Origin of the sequence: Desulfosarcina variabilis str. Montpellier (assembly GCF_048565275.1) — a bacterium.
Lineage (GTDB): Bacteria > Desulfobacterota > Desulfobacteria > Desulfobacterales > Desulfosarcinaceae > Desulfosarcina > Desulfosarcina variabilis.
In genome coordinates, this window is record NZ_CP159846.1 from 8,439,675 (window position 1) to 8,457,414 (window position 17,740).

A 17,740-nucleotide genomic window follows, 5' to 3' on the forward strand; every position below is an offset into this window, starting at 1 on the left:
GATCATTTTCAGTTTGGCAATCTCTTGGTCATCCCAGGAAGGTTGCCATCCCTGTCGACAGGACCGGAGCCGGCGATAATCAGTGCGGCAGGACCTTTTTCTTTACCGTTTGGAGCAAGCAGTGACCCTTCGATCGTTCCTGTTTCTGTTTTAAGTTTAATGATCGTCTCAGACTGAGCTTCACACAACGTGCAGATCATCAACAAAAGTATGCCAGATAAAAAAAAACAGCTTTTCATGTGGGTTTCTTTCCTCTTTAATTCCAATTGAAACAGTCATTCTCTAATCTTCGATGCGTACCATTGAGTCATAGATGCTTTGCATAAAAATAGCTGATCAGCACAGGAATCAGATAAATCAAGGGCGCAAGAAACAACACGGCAATCCAAAGCGACCGTCTTGCCAACGGCAGAAAAAATGGTGCCACCCCCAGCAGGATCAGTGGAATCGACCAGCCCATCATCTGACTGCCACCATACCTGTTTATCTCGACCCACATCTCCTGAGACTCGAATGATTGCTCGAACCGAATGCCATATATTCGATTCATCGGCACCTTGTTGGCGACGAGAGGAAAACTGATGATGATGGTTAGCAGGCCAACCATGATATTGCTGACACCGATGATCTTTATCGACAACGCCATACTGAGCCTCCTTTTTTCAATTAGGCAACCATGACGATGGGAAACAAATGGTAAATGAGTATTTTGGAAATAATCTCTCCGGCAACAAGAGTAACAACAAAAACGGTTACGCCAACGGCTCCCGAGACATTGCAACTCAAGGCAAAGGCCCGGTACATGAGTAAAACCATCCAGACCAGCATCACCAGTCCGAAACAAACCATAAAAAGGAAAGCCGCCATGTCAGCGGAAAATTGATTCCACAACGCGTGGCCCTCTAATAGCGCGTGAGTGAATCGATTGGCGCCGGGCATCAGCGCCACCAGCGATAACAACAGATAGGGGAATCGCGCCAGGGCTTGCGTACCGAACACATCAATCAAACGCGGCCTGCTTTTGGAAACAATTTTGCCGGCCAAAAACAAAAGCATGCCAAGCAGCAACCACGACAATAAATTTTCGGTGATATGACCCCATATGGACAGTGGCGGAAGTCCCAGGTGAAAATCGAGAATACCGTCAAAACGGGTTCCCCCCAAAAAACCCAAAATACCGGTTGGTAAAAGAGCAAGCAGTCCAATCACCAATGCCTTTGCCCCAGCCACATAGTAAAACGGATTGAACAGCCAGCGGCTGATTTCCATGCGCCTGCCAGGGCCTTTTTCCCATACGCCTTCATGCATCACCATCCTCCTCGGCATCAGTGTTCTTCTTGATTTGAGCGATCTTATCAATCAGCGAATCCAAACGGTTGCGTATGGTGGGATAGGAAAGCCCGTAAACACGGGCCATTTCCTTCAAGCTGCCGCTGGCCTCGATCAACCGGATGATGAAATCCTGGTCTTCACTTGGCAACCGCGCCAGTATCGGCAGATCGAAACTGCCGCCAACCGTTGTTTCACATGTATCGCATGCGAGGCGTTGGACTTTGAGCAAGCCCTGACAACTGGGGCAAATGATTGGCAATTGTTTGCGAATCAAGGCACGATCCTTTAATAATGTTTATTTAGAGTTACACATTATTAAAAGACAACTAACTTTTTGTCAATATTATTCGCGAAATATTTAGACAGGCTACTCGGTTTTCTTTCCAACCACACCAATGTAGTAAAGCGGTTCTTCACAAATGGAAAGTCGGTGTACATAGCGTTGGGATTCAATGATATGCAACCGTTCTTGCACCAAGTCACGGATGGTATCCCTGAATCCGCTGGAATCTTCCTCGGAGAGAAAACGGTCTTTGATGTTAAAAGCGATCCAGGCATCTTCGGAGACGATTTCAAAGGCGTTTAAAAATGCCTCGGTGCCGATGTGGTCGTAGCCCAAGGCCGCCACCGAGAACAGGGTATTGAAATCATAGGATTCGAGGATGTCTTTTTCCTTTTTATCCAGGTCGGTAAAGTCGGCCACCAGATAGTCATCGTAAAGCTTCGACCGGTCTCTTAAGGCGGCTTCTTTTGCCTCCTCGATGATATCAACGCCCACAATGGTTTCACACCCGACGTTTTCTTTCAGGCGTTCACCGGCGACACCGTTTCCGGCCCCAAAATCAAGTACCCGGAGTGCATCGCTATCATTTTCATGGGCGTCCATGGCTTTGTTGAGCAAACCGCAGAGCATCTGCGGCGAACAACACTTCAGGCGTTTGTAGACTTCTTCGTAAAGGCCGGGTACCTCAAAAAACCGCTGGTAATCGTGCAGCATCACTTTCTCGTGGCCCTTTTCAGCCTGCAGGATAATGAATTCCTCGTTCTGGTCCAGGTCTTGAGCATTGTCGGGAAAGGCAATTTCATAAGCGTCCTGGTCCATAAATTCCTCCTTTGGTTGGTGTGATCGTTTGGCGATGCAAATTCATTGCATTGGATAAAAACCGTTATTGCATCGCGGACAAAAACAGTGATGGATTGGACTGATTACAACATTGACGACCAGCAGAAGCGGCGCTCAGAGCAGAAAGGAGATTCAAAGCAAAGAAAAGTTAAAGCTGTATTAGGGCCGCGATAAAAATAAAAAACCCCTCACACACAAACCATGCATGAAGGGTAACACCCGTTTTCTTCACCCAGCAAAAATACACTGCCACTGTTCATCGCAGATAGTCGGCAAACTAAGGCAGGTCTTCTGGCTCTCCCGCCTTCACAACAGCCTTCCCATCACCCGGTCGAGCGACAGTGGCGTTTCCCTGTTGTAAAGGTTCCTTGGAGCCTGTTTAATCAACCCGTCTAAGGCCCGCTAACGGCGTTGGAAATTGTCTCAAAATGCTCACATATGCCATATATGCTCCGCTTTCGAGCCACTTTCCGCCTTGTTATCGGGCCTGATCCAGACTTCTAAAACAGGCTCTCAAAACGAAGGATCGGGATTACAGCGGCGGGACCGCTTCCGATTTTCACGGAATTCCCTTTTACGCGCCGTGGCGCACCTTATATGAGAATGTTATTAATTATATAAATACCCAGGATTGTCAAGGTTCATTCCAACAGACCGTTCAAGATGCCCACTATACACCTATCTGATTTCAATAAACTTTAACGCGGCCCCAATTACAGCCGCTTGTTCTTTGCTCATTTCGCCCAAACTGCCACGCCGTTCTGCCATTCTTCTGAAGCGGGTAAAATCTGTCGGTAAAGCTTCGGTATCGACAAGGAAAGCTATTTTTTTGATGATCGCCTGAATATCGTTCGGATATTTAATTCGGCCTTTGATCTTAGCAAAGTATTCCAATTTCAACCGGCCTCTGATCCTATCAAATTCTAGATCTTTCACTCGATGCACTGCCAGAATTATATAATCTCCAAGCGCTTGCCAGAAAATTTCATCATGATTTTTCCATTTCGGGAGAAAAAATCGCAACAACGCCGGCTGTTTTTTCCCGTTTTGCGCAATATGTTTATAAAGGATTACAGGAAAATCGTTTATTTTATTATTATCAATCTGTTCAAGCATTCCAAACAGGGTCAATCGTTGTTGCTTACGGTAGCGTTTATCGATCTGCTCTAAAACACTGCCCTGACCTACACCGGAGTGCACTTTTTCAAGTGCAATTGAAAGTGAGTTCGCCATCATTCATCTCCTTCTTTGTGTGTTTTCAAGGAGTATGGGTGCCACGGGAATGATCGCCAGGTCGGCATATTTTAGGACCGATTGGGTCACGCCGGACAGCGCCGGTGGCGTATCGATGATCAAGTGTTTATACACTGCGGATAATTTGGATAGCTCCCGTTTTGAGAAAGGGGTAGGATAGTGTTTGACATTGAAACGGGGACGACTGCTGATCGCGTGCCATTGCAAGACACTGCCTTGGGGGTCGGTGTCAATCAGGCAAACAATCGGCGATTGTTCACTAAGCAAACCGGCAAGATTGACAGATAGGGTAGTTTTGCCCACCCCACCTTTTTGGTTGACGATGGCAATAATCATTGGGGCTCAGAGTTAAAAAGGTATAAAATTAGATTATATTCAACGTATATGATAGATATATTGCGTGTCAATCAGTCTTTTTAATGATCGCGACCTTTAAATATTGTCTGCATTTAGGATAATTACTGCACCGATATCTTATAAAATCTGACCGTCGCTGATACACGTGCATCGGTTTGTCGCAAACTGGGCAATTCGGCCTGTCCGGGATCTCGTCCCATGAGTGGTTAACAACATATTGGCTATTGCAAACAAGGCATATTCTTCTCTCTTTGCCGTTTTGTGTCTTACCATAGCGGTAAAATGCATCAGAACCACATTCAGGGCATCTTGTCCTATTGTTCAACATCATTCATGTTTTCTTGTAACAATCGCTTAAACCGATGATTTGTTGGTTCAACGCATCTATTGATTCGCTTGGAGGCACTCATTGAGGTGGTTATCATCCCCCCAATATTTCATGTAAAGATTGTAGGTTTTTTTTATGTGTCGACGAGGTTTCACTGAATAACGGTGATAATCGATGAGTTGTTTCAGCTGACGAGAGTAAGTCTGAATATCCTCAATATTAAATTGCTTACCTTTCTTTATCACAATACGATCTGCTTTCGTGGATTCCTGAAGTGCTAATGTAATAACTTCTTTGGGATCTTTATCCTTTACAGCATTTACAAACTCTTCAATCTTGAATTCTTTGGAAATCATCGGAACCTCCTTTAATGCTAAAGGTTTTTTTTAAATCCGACAATTTAGTCATCAGCACAATATCCGGAAGGTCTATTATATCTATCTTATGTTAGCATTGTTAGCAGAATGTTAGATTTATGTTAGGATAAAGATTTTTTAAAGAAAGCAGTTGATAAAAATGAAGGATCGCTAACAAATTTCTGATCGTTCACTAATATTCATGTAACGTAGCCAGGATACCTTCACTTCAGACGTGATCGGAATGAAATGGTGGCCTCTGTGGACGTTATGCGATCTGTGATAACAAGGCCGCTCACGATATCTACCGGCTGCGGGTTCCTCCCGTAACCGTTGACATACAACCGACCTCCTCCTTTCCTGTGAACTGCTCTGCAGCCATGCCTTATCACGAGCAATCCCACGGCAGACAGGGCAGTTCCAACTTCCAAAAAACGATGCGGAATATTGCAACCGAGGACTATCATATGGACAAAATTAGTGAATTAATTCGAGTATTAGAAGACCAAGCGGTCGTCAAACGCAGCCTTACCGCCAGGGGGACCCAGACCTGCAAGATCTGCGGTAAGCCGGCAGATCACTTTCGCTCTCCCTTCTCAAAACTTGAGTATAGCATATCGTCCATCTGCCAGGCGTGTCAGGACTACTATTACCTGGAAGGCGGTTCGGGGCATCGTAAAACAGCATAAACAATGGAACGATTGGGCCTATATCGGCCGTTGGCCTTAAAGCGCTGGTTGTTTGCGAACGCTCTAAAGTTGAGAGTGATCCCGAATGGTCGCTTTAACTGGCCTGGCCATGTCTGTGACCATTATCTCTCCAACAGGCCGTTCGATATATGTTCGAGCAACCAGAGCGAACCGGTGGCCCCCAACTGACATCGGTCAATGATTTCGATGGCACCGCTTCCCGGCAGGGCGATATCGATGCCCCCCACCGGAATGCCGCGGGCTCGAAAATGACCGATCACCCCTTCCCCACCAAACACCAGGTCCGGCTGAACCCTGGACAGGTCAGCGTTTAAGGCGTCGGCACAATCGATATCCGTCAGAAACCGGGTTAAGACCGCCGCACAATCCGGTGTGGTTTCCTGCAGGATCACCGCCACGGGCACCATGCCAAGGTAGTCATAGAGCCACCGGGTCATCGGCAAGGCAATGGACCCGTCGGCGATCAGGGCAAAGGTCGCTCCCCGGGGCAAACCGGTCAGGGCATTGAATCGGCTGAGGATGGCATAGGCCCGCTGCCTGGCCCGGTCGATGGCCGCCAGCGCCGGGGTGGCATCCACGGCCAGCGCTTCACACACCTTCTCGATCCAGTTCCGGGTCTGCCCAAATCCTAAAGGCGCACCCTGAATCGGGTCCAGCGATGGCATGTCCAAATGAGACCTGAGAAAAGGCATCAGGCGGTCGGCAAATTCGTCGTGCACCACCAGGTTGGCCTCGGCGGCGGCAATACTTTCCAGTTCATCAACCGTGCAACCGGCGCACAGTACCGTGTTGACTGTAATTCCGCATAGCCCGAGCAAATGGGTCAGCTCGGCCACATCGCCTGCCCAATGACGGTGAAAAACCGACAGGCCGATGAGATTGACCTGCCCGCGCCGGACCGGCAATCGGGACGGTGCCAGCCGCTGGAGCACCCGCACCACCGCCTCCTGGAACCCCTGGGAAAAACGATCGGAAAAACCGGCGCTCTCCAGGGCCAGGCAGGGAACCGGCACCCCGGCAGCGACGATAAAGCGCTCCAGGTCGTCGCCGATCAAGGCCGCACCCGGTGAATTGACCACGGCAATCAGCCGGTGGCCCTTGGCAGCCACGGCCGGCAGGATCTTCTCCAATTTCTCGGTGGCCCCGAAAACGTAATCCTGGTTGTCCAGGTAGGTGGCCGGCACCCGCGGCTGACCAAAGTAAAACTCCTCGGCGAATTGCAGGGGGTCCATGGACGCCTGCCTGGGAAGCTGACCGTCGGACATGGCCCCGTGGTAGAATTTGCACCCCGTGGGACCATTGAGCAAAACGGCGGCATCGCGGATGCCCTCCACAGCCATAATGGCCCCGGTGAATCCGTCGGGTGTCAGATCAGGCGGCTTCTGGGGCATCATCGCGCCATCCCTCCCTTATGGGGGCCTTGAGCAGTGTCGCCCACCGGCGGGCCAGGGCCACGCCGCCGCCAAAGCCCACATCCGGGCAAAGCGGAATTCCATCGGCGTGCACGGTGATGGGCAGCGCGCCGGGCACATAATTGCACAGCAAAAGATCGGGCCGGATGTCGGTCAGATCCTGGTCCCGCTGCTCGGCCGTGTATCCGGTTTGCACCACGAAGCGCCCTTCGTAGCGGGTGCGAAACAGATGATCCTGGGTGTAATCCAGAATGCCGACCTTTTCCACATGCATTCCCGCATCAAAGGCGGTTTCGAGAATCCAGTCCACATCGTGAATATAGCTGACGATCATCAACCGACGACCGGTCAAATGCGGGCGCAGCCGGTCCATCTGCTCTCGGTAGCGCTGCCGGTGGTCCGCGATCAATTGCTCGGCCGCGCCGGTTTTACCGAAATGGGCGGCAATATCCGTCAACCAGCGTGCACTCTCAAAAAAGCCCACCGGAAAGGGATGTGCGGCAAAAGCCGAACCAAACCGATCAAGAAAAAAATCGCGCAGCACCCGCCCGAAATGATCGTCATAGGCCAGCAGATTGAGGCGTGCCTTGCCAAAGTTTTTAAGATCGGCCACGGTGGTGTCACGCACGAAGCGGCAATTGACCGTGATCCCCAGGCAAGCAAGAAGATCGGCCACCATTCTAAAATTGGATTCGGCATTGTTGGCGATGTTTTTCTCAGCCAGGACGTTGACCCGATCTCCTTCAGGAGACAACGCCGGATCAATCAAGGCTTCGGCGCCTTCGGTGCAGGCATTGAGTACGCCCTGCATGAAGTCCCCGCGAATGTTACCGTCCGCCGTGATAGGCAGGATAGGAACGCCTGGAAAATCGCCGGTCACGTCGCGGATAATCGCTGCCAAATCATCACCAATCACCCCAGGCGGGCAGGAATTGACCACAAACACCGCACTCGGACTTTCGGCCAGCACCCGCTTCAGGGTCTGCCGCAGGCGATCTCCCCCCCCGTATACCGCGGTTTCCTCGTTCATGTCGGAACATACCAGGGCCGGTGCCAGTTGGCGGGGCATGATATCGCCGCCATGACGCCGGGTAAGGATTCCGCCGGCCAGAATCGTGCGCAGCGCAATATGGCTGCAACTTCTCGGGCCGTGAGCCACGGTAACGGCGCCGCGAACCTGGGTCGTCATGCTGATGGCGCCGGTAAAGGCGCATCCGTGCAAGGGTTCGCGAAAAAGCATGCTTTTGGACAGCAGTGCGGCCGTCCCCCCGCCCTGGGCAATGACGTCCAACGGCGCAGGCGCATCCTGGTCGATAGGGAATGCGCTGGATGACACGGCAGCGTCTTCGATAACGGTTGAGCCATCACCGCCCAGCACGATTTGCTCAAGCAGCCCGTCATCCAGCGGCCGAGCAGGAACCCGAACCGGATTCTGAGCCAGCCGGCGGGCCAGATCGTAAAACAGATCCGCCTCAGGAGTGTCGGGATAGGCCGCCACCACCGTACGATGGGTCTTTTCCGCCTGGCGGAAACGGTCGCTGCGGGGAATCCGGCCAATGATCGGCGCAGCAACGGCCTGGGCAAACCGCTCGACCGGCCGCGGGTCTTCGTCGATCCCGCGGCTGTTGAGAAGAATGCCGGCCAGGCGCGGGCCGTCGCCATCGAAATTGTGGACCCCTTTGAGAATATTGTTGGCCGCATAAATAGCCATGAACTCCTCTGAAGTCACGACCACCACCGCATCGGCAAAACCTTTCCTGAGTGGCACGGCAAACCCACCGCAAACCACGTCGCCCAGAACATCGTAGAGCACGACATCAAAATCCTCGGTATTGAGGCCCAGGCGCTCGAACAAGGCAAAGGTGCTGAGAATTCCCCGTCCCGCACACCCCACTCCCGGCTCCGGCCCACCGGCCTCGGCACAGACCACACCGCCATATCCGGTGTGCAGCAAATCATTCAACGATTGTTCGGCGGGCACCGTCTGGCGCATGTAATCCAGCGCGGTGACGACCGTGCGGCCGGCCAAGAGCAGCCGGGTCGAGTCATGCTTGGGATCGCAGCCGATCTGCAGCACCCGCCGCCCGTCTGCCGCCAAGGCCGCCGACAGATTGGCCGCGATGGTCGATTTGCCAATGCCGCCTTTTCCGTAGATGGCAATTTTTATCACTGTTAATTTCCTTGTGCTTAGGGCTCGCGCAAAAATAACTTCACATTTTCAGCGCCCATCCATCCCGCTCAGCGGCGTTGCGAAAACACGGAATATGCCTGATATTCCTTTGTCTTCGCGCCTTGCTGAGCGGGCGCCTGAACACTGACAATTTGTGAATTTATTTTTGCGCGAGCCCTTACCAGAGATCAGTTCCGGCTGACGCCAAGCGTTTCACACGAATACAGGCCTGCGGCCATAGCCAACCCGGTCATATTCTTGCGCACCCACATCTGCAAGCATCGGACCAGGCCCGGATCATGAAAATGGATGACCTCCCCCAAACAGTCCAAATCGTTCTGTACGCGCCAGTATAAGTGCATCATTCCTCCCTTAGCGCCTGTTTGAAAACCCCGCCTAAGTCCCGCTATCAGCGTTGGAAAACGTCTCAAAATGCTCACATATTAACATATATGCTCCGCTTTCGAGCCGTTTTCCGCCTTGTTATCGGGCCTTATCCAGAATTTTCAAACACGCTCATAATAATTATAACCCAATTGGTCTATTTCTGGGCAGACACAAACTATCCGGCAAACGTTTTCTGAAGATTACCTCGTCGAACTATCAGCCAAACGATTACCGGCGCCCCCAAAAGGGCGGTAACCGCATTTAACGGCAGCACTGCCTGACTGCCGGGAAATTGAGCCAACAAATCGGCGGCCAGGGCGGTCATTGCCCCCAACAGGGCCGTGGCCGGCAGCAGGCGCCGATGGTCGGCGCTGCCCAAAACAACGCGTCCGAGATGGGGCACGGCCACGCCGATAAAAGCCACCGGCCCGCAAAAAGCCGTCACCGTGCCGGCCAACAGGGCCGTAAGGCCGATGACCACCAGACGCAGCAGGTTGATTCGCAGTCCCATGCTGCGGGCGTAGGCTTCCCCTAAAAGCAGCCCATTCAACGGCTTACGGATCAACAGGCAACCGGTCAGCCCGATAAGAACGACCGGCACAAACAATTTCAGGTCGGTCCAGGTGACGGCTGCAAAACTACCAAACGTCCAACTCACATAAGCCTGAATGCGTTCAGCCACGCTGAAATGGATCAGCACACTCACGGCGGCATTAACGGCAAACCCGCACAGGATGCCGACGATCAAAAGGGTCATCACATCCTTGACCCGCCGGGCCAGGGCCAAAATTGCGGCAAGCACCATGCCGGCCCCCAGTCCGGCGGAGCAGACCATGGCCGCTTTACCGGTCAGGCCCAGGTCAGCCACAAACCGGGGACCGATACTGCCGGACGCATTGTACAACACAATCACAGCCACGCCCAGGCTGGCGCCGGCGCTGATACCCAACACTGACGGGCCGGCCAGCGGATTGCGAAACAAGTTCTGCATCAAAAGACCGCTTAACGCCAAACCAGCTCCGGCCAGGATAGCGGTGATGGCCTTGGGCAGCCGGAACAGCCAGACGATTTTCTCCCAGGATGCCCGCTGGGCATCACCTCCCAAAAGGATGTGCAGCACCTGATCCGGGGCAATAGGCACGGAACCGGTCATCAGGTCGAGCATGAACAGGCCGGCCAGGATGAGTGATAGAATTGGAAAAAGCCAGCTTCTGGATGAACTTGCGTTAGTCAGAAACCCGGCAAAATTGGGACGGGGAGAGTGGGAGAGTGGGAGACGTGGTGACGGGGTGATGGGGTGATGGGGTGAATGAGAGAATTTGTTGTTCATTTCTTTTCCTAATGTCATGTTTTTAGATTGCCATTTTCAGAATCATTATACGAATAGATATATTTGCGCTGAACTCACCCCGTCCCCCACTCCCCCATTCACCCCATCACCTCTCAAGCCGCCGATAATAAACCAATTTATGATCCGTCAAAAGGCCAGGATGCAAAATGGCAATCAGATCGGCCAGCACCACTTCCGGGTGCAGCATGCCCGATTCCCAGTAGTCATTGCCTCCCCAGCGATTGAGGCGTTTGTTGTTGTTGACCATGCGCCCTTTTTCCAGTGCGGGTATGATGCCAAAACGCGGATCGGCGGCCAGAGATTCATCAACCCGTTTCCAGCTTCCTGTGTTGATCCATACGTCGGCTGAAAGGGCCCGTTCATAGACGCTTTCAATATCCATGGGAACACTGCTCACGCCGGGAATGTTTGCCCACAGGTAATCGCCACCGGCATCACGGATATAGCGCGCGATAAAGCTGCCGCCCCTGGCAACCCACCAGTGACCCTGGAACGGCGCGCCGGTCAGTACCCGCGGCCGTTTGCTTACGGCAACGGTTTTCTCCACCAACTGCTTATACTCGGCTACGGTTTGATCGAACAACTGGCAGGCATGCGCATCCGTACCCAAAAGCAATCCCAAAAATTTGATCCACTCCAGGCGTCCCAGGGGATGGGCTTCCATATGGTCGATCACCATCACGGTCGGCAATCCAGCCTCCATCAATTTGGGATGGCTATCATAGATCGACCCCGACGCCGAGGTGAGAATCAGATCAGGAGATAGATCCATTATGGTTTCGATCCGGAGGTTGGAAAAGTTCCCCACCGCTTTGACATTCCCGGCCTCGATACGCTGGATCACCGACGGTGTGTTGACATGCTTGAAATCAGCCAATCCTACCAGGCGATCCGTGCATCCGGCAGCATCGATGTAGGCCAGGTGGGTGGTCGATAAGGATACCACTCGCCGCACCGGAACAGTGATGATCTGAAGCGCCGGGTCTTTAACGGTTATCTTCTTTCCTCTGGGTACCAGCAAATAGCGAACCGCGCTTTCATTTTTATCCCATGCCGGATGAATGGTCACCAGGATTCCAAGCGCATGATGCTGCATCTGAAGACCACGGGCATACTGCAGCGAGAAACCCTTGTCATCCGCCCGCACCACACCGGCAGCCACTGCGCAAAGCATGACCGCAGAGATAAACAACAAAAGGATGAGAACATATGTTTTACAGCAGAAGAAGCGATTCATTTGTCTAATTCCAAGCTGCGGATTCATCTGTCCCACAGGCAGGCCTGCAGTGCGTTTTTCTGGGTGGCAATCTTTTGTTCCCACTGGTCTTTGCTGTTGAAGGTAAACTCGAACACCACATGATCCGGATCGATCTTGTCGAACAGTTCACCTACGCAAGCGGTCCCAAAAGGATCGTGGCGATCAATGCGGCCTACGTGCCGCCGGGCCTGATCCAGGCGCTGCCAGAAGGTTTGATCGTTCGCATAGGGCTCGGCAATGCTTTGGGTCTGGCGGACATAATCCCCGGAAAGGCTCTTGGTCAGATGCACGGTGTGAATGTAATCGATCTGGCTGCCCAATTGGTCGACACACGCCAGCAGGTAGTCGGTAGCCTGCCGCTCGTCGGTCAATCGTGGATTTTTGTTGAGCAGGTGACCGGTGTCCAGGGCAATGCCACAATTAGGATAGTCGACACGGGAAAGCAGATACTCGAACTCCCAAGGGCTGTCCAGCCGGAAGCTGCCCGGCCACCAGAGATTCTCGAACAATATCAGCCCATCGTAACAGCTGGCGGCCGTGGCCGCATTGATCACCTCGGCGCACAGGTCCAGGGTTTCTTCCACCTGCCAGGGAAACTGCCAGTTGTACACATAGTCCAGTTCACAATGTACCGGGTGAAAGACCACATACGGCGCGCCCAGGGTCCGGGCCAGGTCAAGCTGGCGGGCATAGAATTCGGCGATCCAGGCGGCATCGCGTCCACCGTAGAAATGCTCGACGGTCTGCCAGTCGCCGAAAATCTCCAGTAGTCGCCGGCGGTCATCTCGCCAGATAGGGGCCAGGATGACGAAAAAGCGCAGATGCACACCACCAATAATCGAGGCCGGAATGCGCTGGCAGGGATAATCGCCCACCGGATACAGCTCGAAGCCGTCAAACCCCCAGTGAGTGAGAAAACCCGCGGCCTGCCCCCAATCATCATTGAACATCTCCGGCTCCCCCGGATGAGTGCTGATGTTGAGCAGTTTTTTCATTTAGAATTCAATTCCCTTCTGCGCCCTTACCCCCGCCTGCAGGGGATGCTTGACCGGCTGCATCTCAGTCACCAGATCGGCGGCCTCGATCAGTGCCGGCGGTGCCGCCCGTCCGGTCACTACCACGTGCAGATCTTTCGGTCTGGAGGTCAAGGTTTCCATAACCGGCTGCAGATCAACCATGTTGTACATCAACAGGTAGGTGAACTCGTCCAAAACGACCAGTTGGTATTTATCGCCGGTCATGGCCGCCTGAGCCAATCCCCAGGCATCACGCGCCGCAGCGCGGTCTTTTTCCAGATCGTCTGATTTCCAGGTGAACCCTTTGCCCATAACATGGAAATCGATGGTATCCGAGAATTTTTTTACGGCATCCAATTCGCCATATTTCCAGCTCCCCTTGATAAACTGGATAAAGCAGACCTTGAGGCCATGCCCGGCGGCCCGCATGGCCATCCCCAAAGCAGCCGTGGTTTTCCCCTTGCCGTCACCGGTATTGACGATAAGCAGTCCTTTTTTCATTTTTTTCCTTCTGTTTTGTGTTTTTGTCGGTAAACTGTTGTTTTTGGCAGTGCGTGTTGGCGGTTTGGTTTAAAACGAGTGTTAAGTTTTAAGTGTAAAGTGTTAAGGGAAGGATAAGAATCGATTTAGAATAGGCAGAATACATTAACTTAACACTTAAAACGTAACCACTTAATACTATAGTTAGTGCCCATCCAGAAATGACCAATTTGCCCCATATCGGCGTTGCGCGAAAAATTTAATCCTCGGAATATCAACCATATACCTGTGGTTAAATTTTTCGGGCGCCTTGATCTTGACCAAATTTGCCTATTTCTGGACGGACATTAGCTATTTATCACCCCCAAACATTCTCAATTTTCCATTCTCCATTTTCAATTATCCATTCTCCGATCACCGATCACCGATCACCGATTACTGATTACTGATTACTGATCACCGATCACCAATCTTCCACCCCAACGACCATTTCTCCACTTCCCCAGCAGTCAACACCTCCACCTTACTCCCCTGGAATTCACCATCCACATCACCCATGATCTCTTCCATGTCGCCTTCGATCTCCAGGGCCGCAGACTGAACATGATCCAGCATTTCCTCATCGGCATCCCACAGCGCTCTGGAGGCGGCTTCCAGCAGACGCCGGGTAATTTCTTCTAACGCGTACGGATTTACCTCTCGCAGCCAGCGGTAGTTTTCTTCGTCCATGATGTAGGTCCGCACCACGTCATCGAAAAGCTGCTTGGAGACCTGGCCGCTGGTGGCGCTCCATTTGAACAGGTTGTTGACCCGGCTGGAGGCGTTCTCGGCCCCCTGGTATCCGTGGGCACGCATGTGCGCAATCCAGGCGGAATTGAGCAGTTTGGTGCGGGCGCTGCGCTGAATCGTATCAGCCAGATCCTCGATGGGATTGTCCGCCATAAACGTGCTGTCGCCCCAATAGCACTTGGAGGGTTTCCCCCCGACCGCCGCCGCAGCCGCGGCCATGCCGCCTTGGCTGACCGCATAGCATCCGCAGTCCAGCACGTCGTATTCCGCCGAACCTTGCTTCATGTAAGTCACATCGATGCGGGCCAGCTGATCGGCCAGCACCTGCCGGGCCTCCAAGCCGTAAGACAGGGCGTCACTGTCATCAGCGGTATAGGCATGTCCGCCCCAGTTTATATATATCTCAGCCAGGTCTTTGGCTTCCTGCCAGGCCGAGGCATCCAGGGCCAGCCCGACCCCGAGACCATAGGTACCGGGCGCGGTAGAAAACACCCGCACGCTGGCCATGCGCCGCATCTGGGCATCGGAGAGCCGCTGGTCGGTGCGCTCGCGCAGAGCGTTCATCTGCTCCTGGGTGTGCTTGCGAATCATGTTGCGATCGGTTGGCTCGTCCAGCGCACTGACCAGCATCACGGTGCGATCCATTAACTCGCAGAAATTGGGCACCAGATCGCGCATAATCGATGAGGTCTGGATGGTCACATCCACCCGCGGACGCGCTGTTTGGCTACCATCGGGCAGGGTAAGGGTAAGTTCTTCCAGATCGATGGTTTCAGTTTCGTGCACCCTGCCCTGGCTGTCCCACACGGGCCGGGCGCCCATCAGGTAGAGAATCTGGCAGAGCAGTTCACCGTCGGATTTAAAGGCGTCGGAGCTCCAGATGCTGACGCCCACGCTTTCGGGAAAGCGGTTCTCCTCGGTGAGATATTTGAGCAATAGACTGTCGGCCATCTGCCGGCCGATCTCCCAGGCAGCCTTGGTGGGCAGGACGGTCACATCCGTGGCAAAAAAATTGCGGCCCGTGGGCAGGGCCTCGATCTTGCCGCTGCTTGGCGCACCACTGAGGCCCGGAGCAATGAAACCGCCGGCCAGGCCATGCAGCAATTGATCGATCTCTATATGGCAGCCGGCGATGCGGTCGGCCACATCATTGCAGAAATCGGCCAGGGGCCGGATTTGCACCCCAGCGCCATGGACCTGACCGCCTGACAGCAATTCTTCCAACACGGCCGCAGCACGATCGTAAACAGTCGACTCATCAGCCGTTGACCATTCGGCAATAGCATGCATATCCGGCAGACCCGGGGGCGGGGTTTGAAGCAGGGTCGCCAGCATTTTGGTCACGCCTTTGCGCTCGGGCGGGGTGGACAGGCGGTGCAGGCCTTCGGGCATCAGAGATCTTCGCATGCGCGCAATTTGCCGGCGGGCCGTATCAACCAGGGCTTCCAGGGTATCGCCTTCCGGGGCTATTTCCACCAGGCCGCAATCGACCATGAGCGGCGCCATGTCCCGGCCGATTGTCGCCAGCCGGCGAGACTCGCCGCCGGCCTGGGCCTTGGCGTATTCCTCCAACAATACCGATAGCTGCCGAAAGTGCGCATCCAGGGGCGCGGGCCGATAGACCGGTGTCAGATGATCCACCAGCACGGCCTGCCCGCGCCGCTTGGCAGTCAGCCCTTCTCCGGTGACATCCATGGCATAGACGTAGAGGTTGGGCAGATCGCCAATGGAAATCTCGGGGAAACAGCTTTCTCCCAGTCCGGCCTGCTTGCCGGGCAAAAACTCCAGGGCGCCCTCGGTACCAAAATGCACCACCGCATCCGAGTTCTCCTGAATGTACTTATAGACCGCCAGCCAGTGATGGGGCGGGGCCAGTTCAGGATCATGCAGGATGCGGCACACCTCGCCGGTGCACTTGGGGCCGTAGCACCCGCGCTTGGGCTGGAGCATGATACGCACCTTGCCGAATTCGATCCCGGTAATGACCAAAACGTCCTTGCCGTCGTCATTGTAGGCCATGCTCAGGCCGGGAAAATCATCCCAGTCGGCCAGCACGCGCCGGCGGGCCGCTTCGGGCAATCGGTTGAACCAGGGCATGTACTCTTCCCGGTCCATGCGGTACAGATCCCCACCCTTGGCAATGATCTCATCCACCGTGGTCCACCGAAATTCGGCCACGGCCTTGCGGCTCATGATGGCCTCGAGCAGTTCGCGGCCCGTGGCCGGTGCCTGGCCAATGTCATAGCCGGCGGCGCCCATTTTCTGTATGAAAAGTGCCAGGCTGTCGAAGGTGTCCAGCCCGACAGCCATGCCCACCGTGGCCTCGACGCCTTTGCAGGGGTTGTTGTGCAGGACAATGGTCACGCGCTTGTCCACGTTGCTCAGGCCCCGCAACCGCACCCAGCGCTGAACCCGGTGGCAGAGGGTGTGGATCCGATCGGCAATAGGGATAAACGTCCGCCAGCCGTGCATGGGCTCACCCGGCCGGGGCGGGAGGCTGCCGGCCACCATCACCGGCGCTACCGCACCAAAGGTTTCGGGCTGAGCCAATGAGAAAACCGTGGTCATGCCCGGCAGCCCTTGTGGATCATCGCGCCACTGGTCAGGCGTCTGGCTGTGGGCACGCAGAAGCTGGATAATAGGCACGTCCAGCCCCTTGAGCAGGTCCACCTGATCGCTGGTTTTGAGCAGGCGGCCAGCCATGAAACTGAGCAACACCTCGATACCCGGTGCCTGCCTGAACAAATCCAGCCAGGGCGGGCCGTCGGGGCTGGCGGCACTGGGTTCTTCGGCACCGGCGCCAAACACACACAAAGGCGCCAAACCGTGGGCTTCCAAGGCCAGGATCACGGCATCCACCTCGGCCGTGTTTTCCTCGGCCAACTGGCTGTAGTAAAACAGTATTCCGATCCAGGGTGCATCCGGATCATCCACCCGGCCGCTAAACCAGCGCCGGTAGGCAGCCACATCCTCGAAAGGCTGCGGTGCATCCGGATGATAGATGCCCGTGGTGAGCACATTCTGGGGCGGATCGAAATTGACGGCCATGCCGGTTTGGGCCGCCAGAAAGCGCATGCCATTGGTAAAATTCTCCGCAGACACCGCCGACAGATATCGTCTGAATTCGGATGCCACATCACCTGCAAAGGTGGTAAAATCGGCAGGGGCCTCGGGTGACAGGCCGATACGCTGGGGGATGGACCGGCCGGCAACTAGCAGCCGGTCGTAACCGGGCATGCCCACGGTAAGATCGGCGACCAGCAGATCGATGTCGCCTTGTGAGCCATCGATTAACTCACCGGCGGCGGTCTGGTCGGCCAACAACAGGTCGATGCCGTCTTCTTTCAAACGGTCGACCACCCGCCGCCAGGTGCGGTGGTGAAACATGAGACTGTGGATGTATAGGATTCGCATGGA

16 protein-coding genes, 1 pseudogene and 1 riboswitch are annotated in these 17,740 nt (G+C 54.2%); of the genes and pseudogenes, 1 reads left to right on the plus strand and 16 read right to left on the minus strand.

Annotated elements, in window-relative coordinates:
- Positions 1-8 precede the first annotated feature (8 nt).
- The 9 genes from Dvar_RS38090 to Dvar_RS38130 all read right to left on the minus strand — a co-directional run bounded on the left by Dvar_RS38090 (position 9) and on the right by Dvar_RS38130 (position 4,750).
- Positions 9-239: a hypothetical protein gene (locus Dvar_RS38090; RefSeq protein WP_419658693.1), complete on the minus strand. Its 231-nt coding sequence runs from the start codon at positions 237-239 to the stop codon at positions 9-11.
- 68 nt (positions 240-307) lie between these two features.
- Complete coding sequence (locus tag Dvar_RS38095; protein WP_419658694.1) at positions 308-646, minus strand: SdpI family protein; 339 nt, start codon at positions 644-646, stop codon at positions 308-310.
- 20 nt (positions 647-666) lie between these two features.
- Complete coding sequence (locus Dvar_RS38100) at positions 667-1,308, minus strand: hypothetical protein (RefSeq protein WP_419658695.1); 642 nt, start codon at positions 1,306-1,308, stop codon at positions 667-669.
- The gene (locus Dvar_RS38105) at positions 1,301-1,606 is read right to left on the minus strand and encodes a DUF2089 family protein (RefSeq protein ID WP_419658696.1); all 306 of its coding nucleotides are present in this window, start codon (positions 1,604-1,606) and stop codon (positions 1,301-1,303) included. Before Dvar_RS38105 ends, Dvar_RS38100 begins: the two co-directional genes overlap by 8 nt.
- A 93-nt stretch (positions 1,607-1,699) precedes the next feature.
- Positions 1,700-2,434, minus strand: coding sequence for a methyltransferase (locus Dvar_RS38110; protein ID WP_419658697.1), 735 nt, complete (start codon positions 2,432-2,434; stop codon positions 1,700-1,702).
- A 284-nt stretch (positions 2,435-2,718) separates the two neighbouring features.
- Positions 2,719-3,066: riboswitch (cobalamin riboswitch) on the minus strand.
- A 67-nt stretch (positions 3,067-3,133) separates the two neighbouring features.
- Positions 3,134-3,691 (minus strand): hypothetical protein, encoded by a 558-nt coding sequence (locus tag Dvar_RS38115; RefSeq protein WP_419658698.1) that lies wholly within the window; start codon positions 3,689-3,691, stop codon positions 3,134-3,136.
- Positions 3,692-4,045 carry an AAA family ATPase gene (locus tag Dvar_RS38120; protein ID WP_419658699.1) on the minus strand — a complete coding sequence of 118 codons (354 nt, stop codon included), beginning with the start codon at positions 4,043-4,045 and terminating at the stop codon, positions 3,692-3,694.
- A 67-nt stretch (positions 4,046-4,112) separates the two neighbouring features.
- Entirely contained in the window at positions 4,113-4,397 is a 285-nt protein-coding gene (locus tag Dvar_RS38125) for a transposase-like zinc-binding domain-containing protein (protein ID WP_419658700.1), read from the minus strand.
- A 53-nt stretch (positions 4,398-4,450) separates the two neighbouring features.
- Positions 4,451-4,750 carry a hypothetical protein gene (locus tag Dvar_RS38130; RefSeq protein ID WP_419658701.1) on the minus strand — a complete coding sequence of 100 codons (300 nt, stop codon included), beginning with the start codon at positions 4,748-4,750 and terminating at the stop codon, positions 4,451-4,453.
- Positions 4,751-5,217: 467 nt separating this feature from the next.
- Between Dvar_RS38130 and Dvar_RS38135 the strand changes: the two genes are divergently transcribed.
- Positions 5,218-5,439 carry a hypothetical protein gene (locus Dvar_RS38135; protein WP_419658702.1) on the plus strand — a complete coding sequence of 74 codons (222 nt, stop codon included), beginning with the start codon at positions 5,218-5,220 and terminating at the stop codon, positions 5,437-5,439.
- A gap of 122 nt (positions 5,440-5,561) precedes the next feature.
- Here the strand turns inward: Dvar_RS38135 and Dvar_RS38140 are convergent, their stop codons facing one another.
- From Dvar_RS38140 to Dvar_RS38170, 7 genes and pseudogenes are all read right to left on the minus strand, one after another.
- Positions 5,562-6,854 (minus strand): nitrogenase component 1, encoded by a 1,293-nt coding sequence (locus tag Dvar_RS38140; RefSeq protein WP_419658703.1) that lies wholly within the window; start codon positions 6,852-6,854, stop codon positions 5,562-5,564.
- The gene (locus Dvar_RS38145) at positions 6,832-9,042 is read right to left on the minus strand and encodes a nitrogenase component 1 (protein WP_419658704.1); all 2,211 of its coding nucleotides are present in this window, start codon (positions 9,040-9,042) and stop codon (positions 6,832-6,834) included. Before Dvar_RS38145 ends, Dvar_RS38140 begins: the two co-directional genes overlap by 23 nt.
- A gap of 562 nt (positions 9,043-9,604) precedes the next feature.
- Positions 9,605-10,759, minus strand: coding sequence for an iron chelate uptake ABC transporter family permease subunit (locus Dvar_RS38150; RefSeq protein WP_419658705.1), 1,155 nt, complete (start codon positions 10,757-10,759; stop codon positions 9,605-9,607).
- 106 nt (positions 10,760-10,865) lie between these two features.
- Entirely contained in the window at positions 10,866-12,017 is a 1,152-nt protein-coding gene (locus Dvar_RS38155) for an ABC transporter substrate-binding protein (protein WP_419658706.1), read from the minus strand.
- A gap of 23 nt (positions 12,018-12,040) precedes the next feature.
- Positions 12,041-13,033 carry a TIM barrel protein gene (locus Dvar_RS38160; protein WP_419658707.1) on the minus strand — a complete coding sequence of 331 codons (993 nt, stop codon included), beginning with the start codon at positions 13,031-13,033 and terminating at the stop codon, positions 12,041-12,043.
- Positions 13,034-13,582 (minus strand): annotated as a pseudogene (gene cobO / locus Dvar_RS38165) (cob(I)yrinic acid a,c-diamide adenosyltransferase); the annotation flags it as partial.
- Between the two features lie 408 nt (positions 13,583-13,990).
- Entirely contained in the window at positions 13,991-17,737 is a 3,747-nt protein-coding gene (locus Dvar_RS38170; RefSeq protein WP_419658708.1) for a cobaltochelatase subunit CobN, read from the minus strand.
- Between the last annotated feature and the right edge of the window lie 3 nt (positions 17,738-17,740).

Excerpts from the sequence above, each read along its gene's own strand:
- Dvar_RS38090 (WP_419658693.1), bottom strand. The coding sequence starts at position 239 with ATGAAAAGCTGTTTTTTTTTATCTGGCATACTTTTGTTGATGATCTGC.
- Dvar_RS38095 (WP_419658694.1), bottom strand. The coding sequence starts at position 646 with ATGGCGTTGTCGATAAAGATCATCGGTGTCAGCAATATCATGGTTGGC.
- Dvar_RS38100 (WP_419658695.1), bottom strand. The coding sequence starts at position 1,308 with ATGCATGAAGGCGTATGGGAAAAAGGCCCTGGCAGGCGCATGGAAATC.
- Dvar_RS38110 (WP_419658697.1), bottom strand. The coding sequence starts at position 2,434 with ATGGACCAGGACGCTTATGAAATTGCCTTTCCCGACAATGCTCAAGAC.
- Dvar_RS38115 (WP_419658698.1), bottom strand. The coding sequence starts at position 3,691 with ATGATGGCGAACTCACTTTCAATTGCACTTGAAAAAGTGCACTCCGGT.
- Dvar_RS38120 (WP_419658699.1), bottom strand. The coding sequence starts at position 4,045 with ATGATTATTGCCATCGTCAACCAAAAAGGTGGGGTGGGCAAAACTACC.
- Dvar_RS38125 (WP_419658700.1), bottom strand. The coding sequence starts at position 4,397 with ATGATGTTGAACAATAGGACAAGATGCCCTGAATGTGGTTCTGATGCA.
- Dvar_RS38130 (WP_419658701.1), bottom strand. The coding sequence starts at position 4,750 with ATGATTTCCAAAGAATTCAAGATTGAAGAGTTTGTAAATGCTGTAAAG.
- Dvar_RS38135 (WP_419658702.1), top strand. The coding sequence starts at position 5,218 with ATGGACAAAATTAGTGAATTAATTCGAGTATTAGAAGACCAAGCGGTC.
- Dvar_RS38140 (WP_419658703.1), bottom strand. The coding sequence starts at position 6,854 with ATGATGCCCCAGAAGCCGCCTGATCTGACACCCGACGGATTCACCGGG.
- Dvar_RS38150 (WP_419658705.1), bottom strand. The coding sequence starts at position 10,759 with ATGAACAACAAATTCTCTCATTCACCCCATCACCCCATCACCCCGTCA.
- Dvar_RS38155 (WP_419658706.1), bottom strand. The coding sequence starts at position 12,017 with ATGAATCGCTTCTTCTGCTGTAAAACATATGTTCTCATCCTTTTGTTG.
- Dvar_RS38160 (WP_419658707.1), bottom strand. The coding sequence starts at position 13,033 with ATGAAAAAACTGCTCAACATCAGCACTCATCCGGGGGAGCCGGAGATG.
- Dvar_RS38170 (WP_419658708.1), bottom strand. The coding sequence starts at position 17,737 with ATGCGAATCCTATACATCCACAGTCTCATGTTTCACCACCGCACCTGG.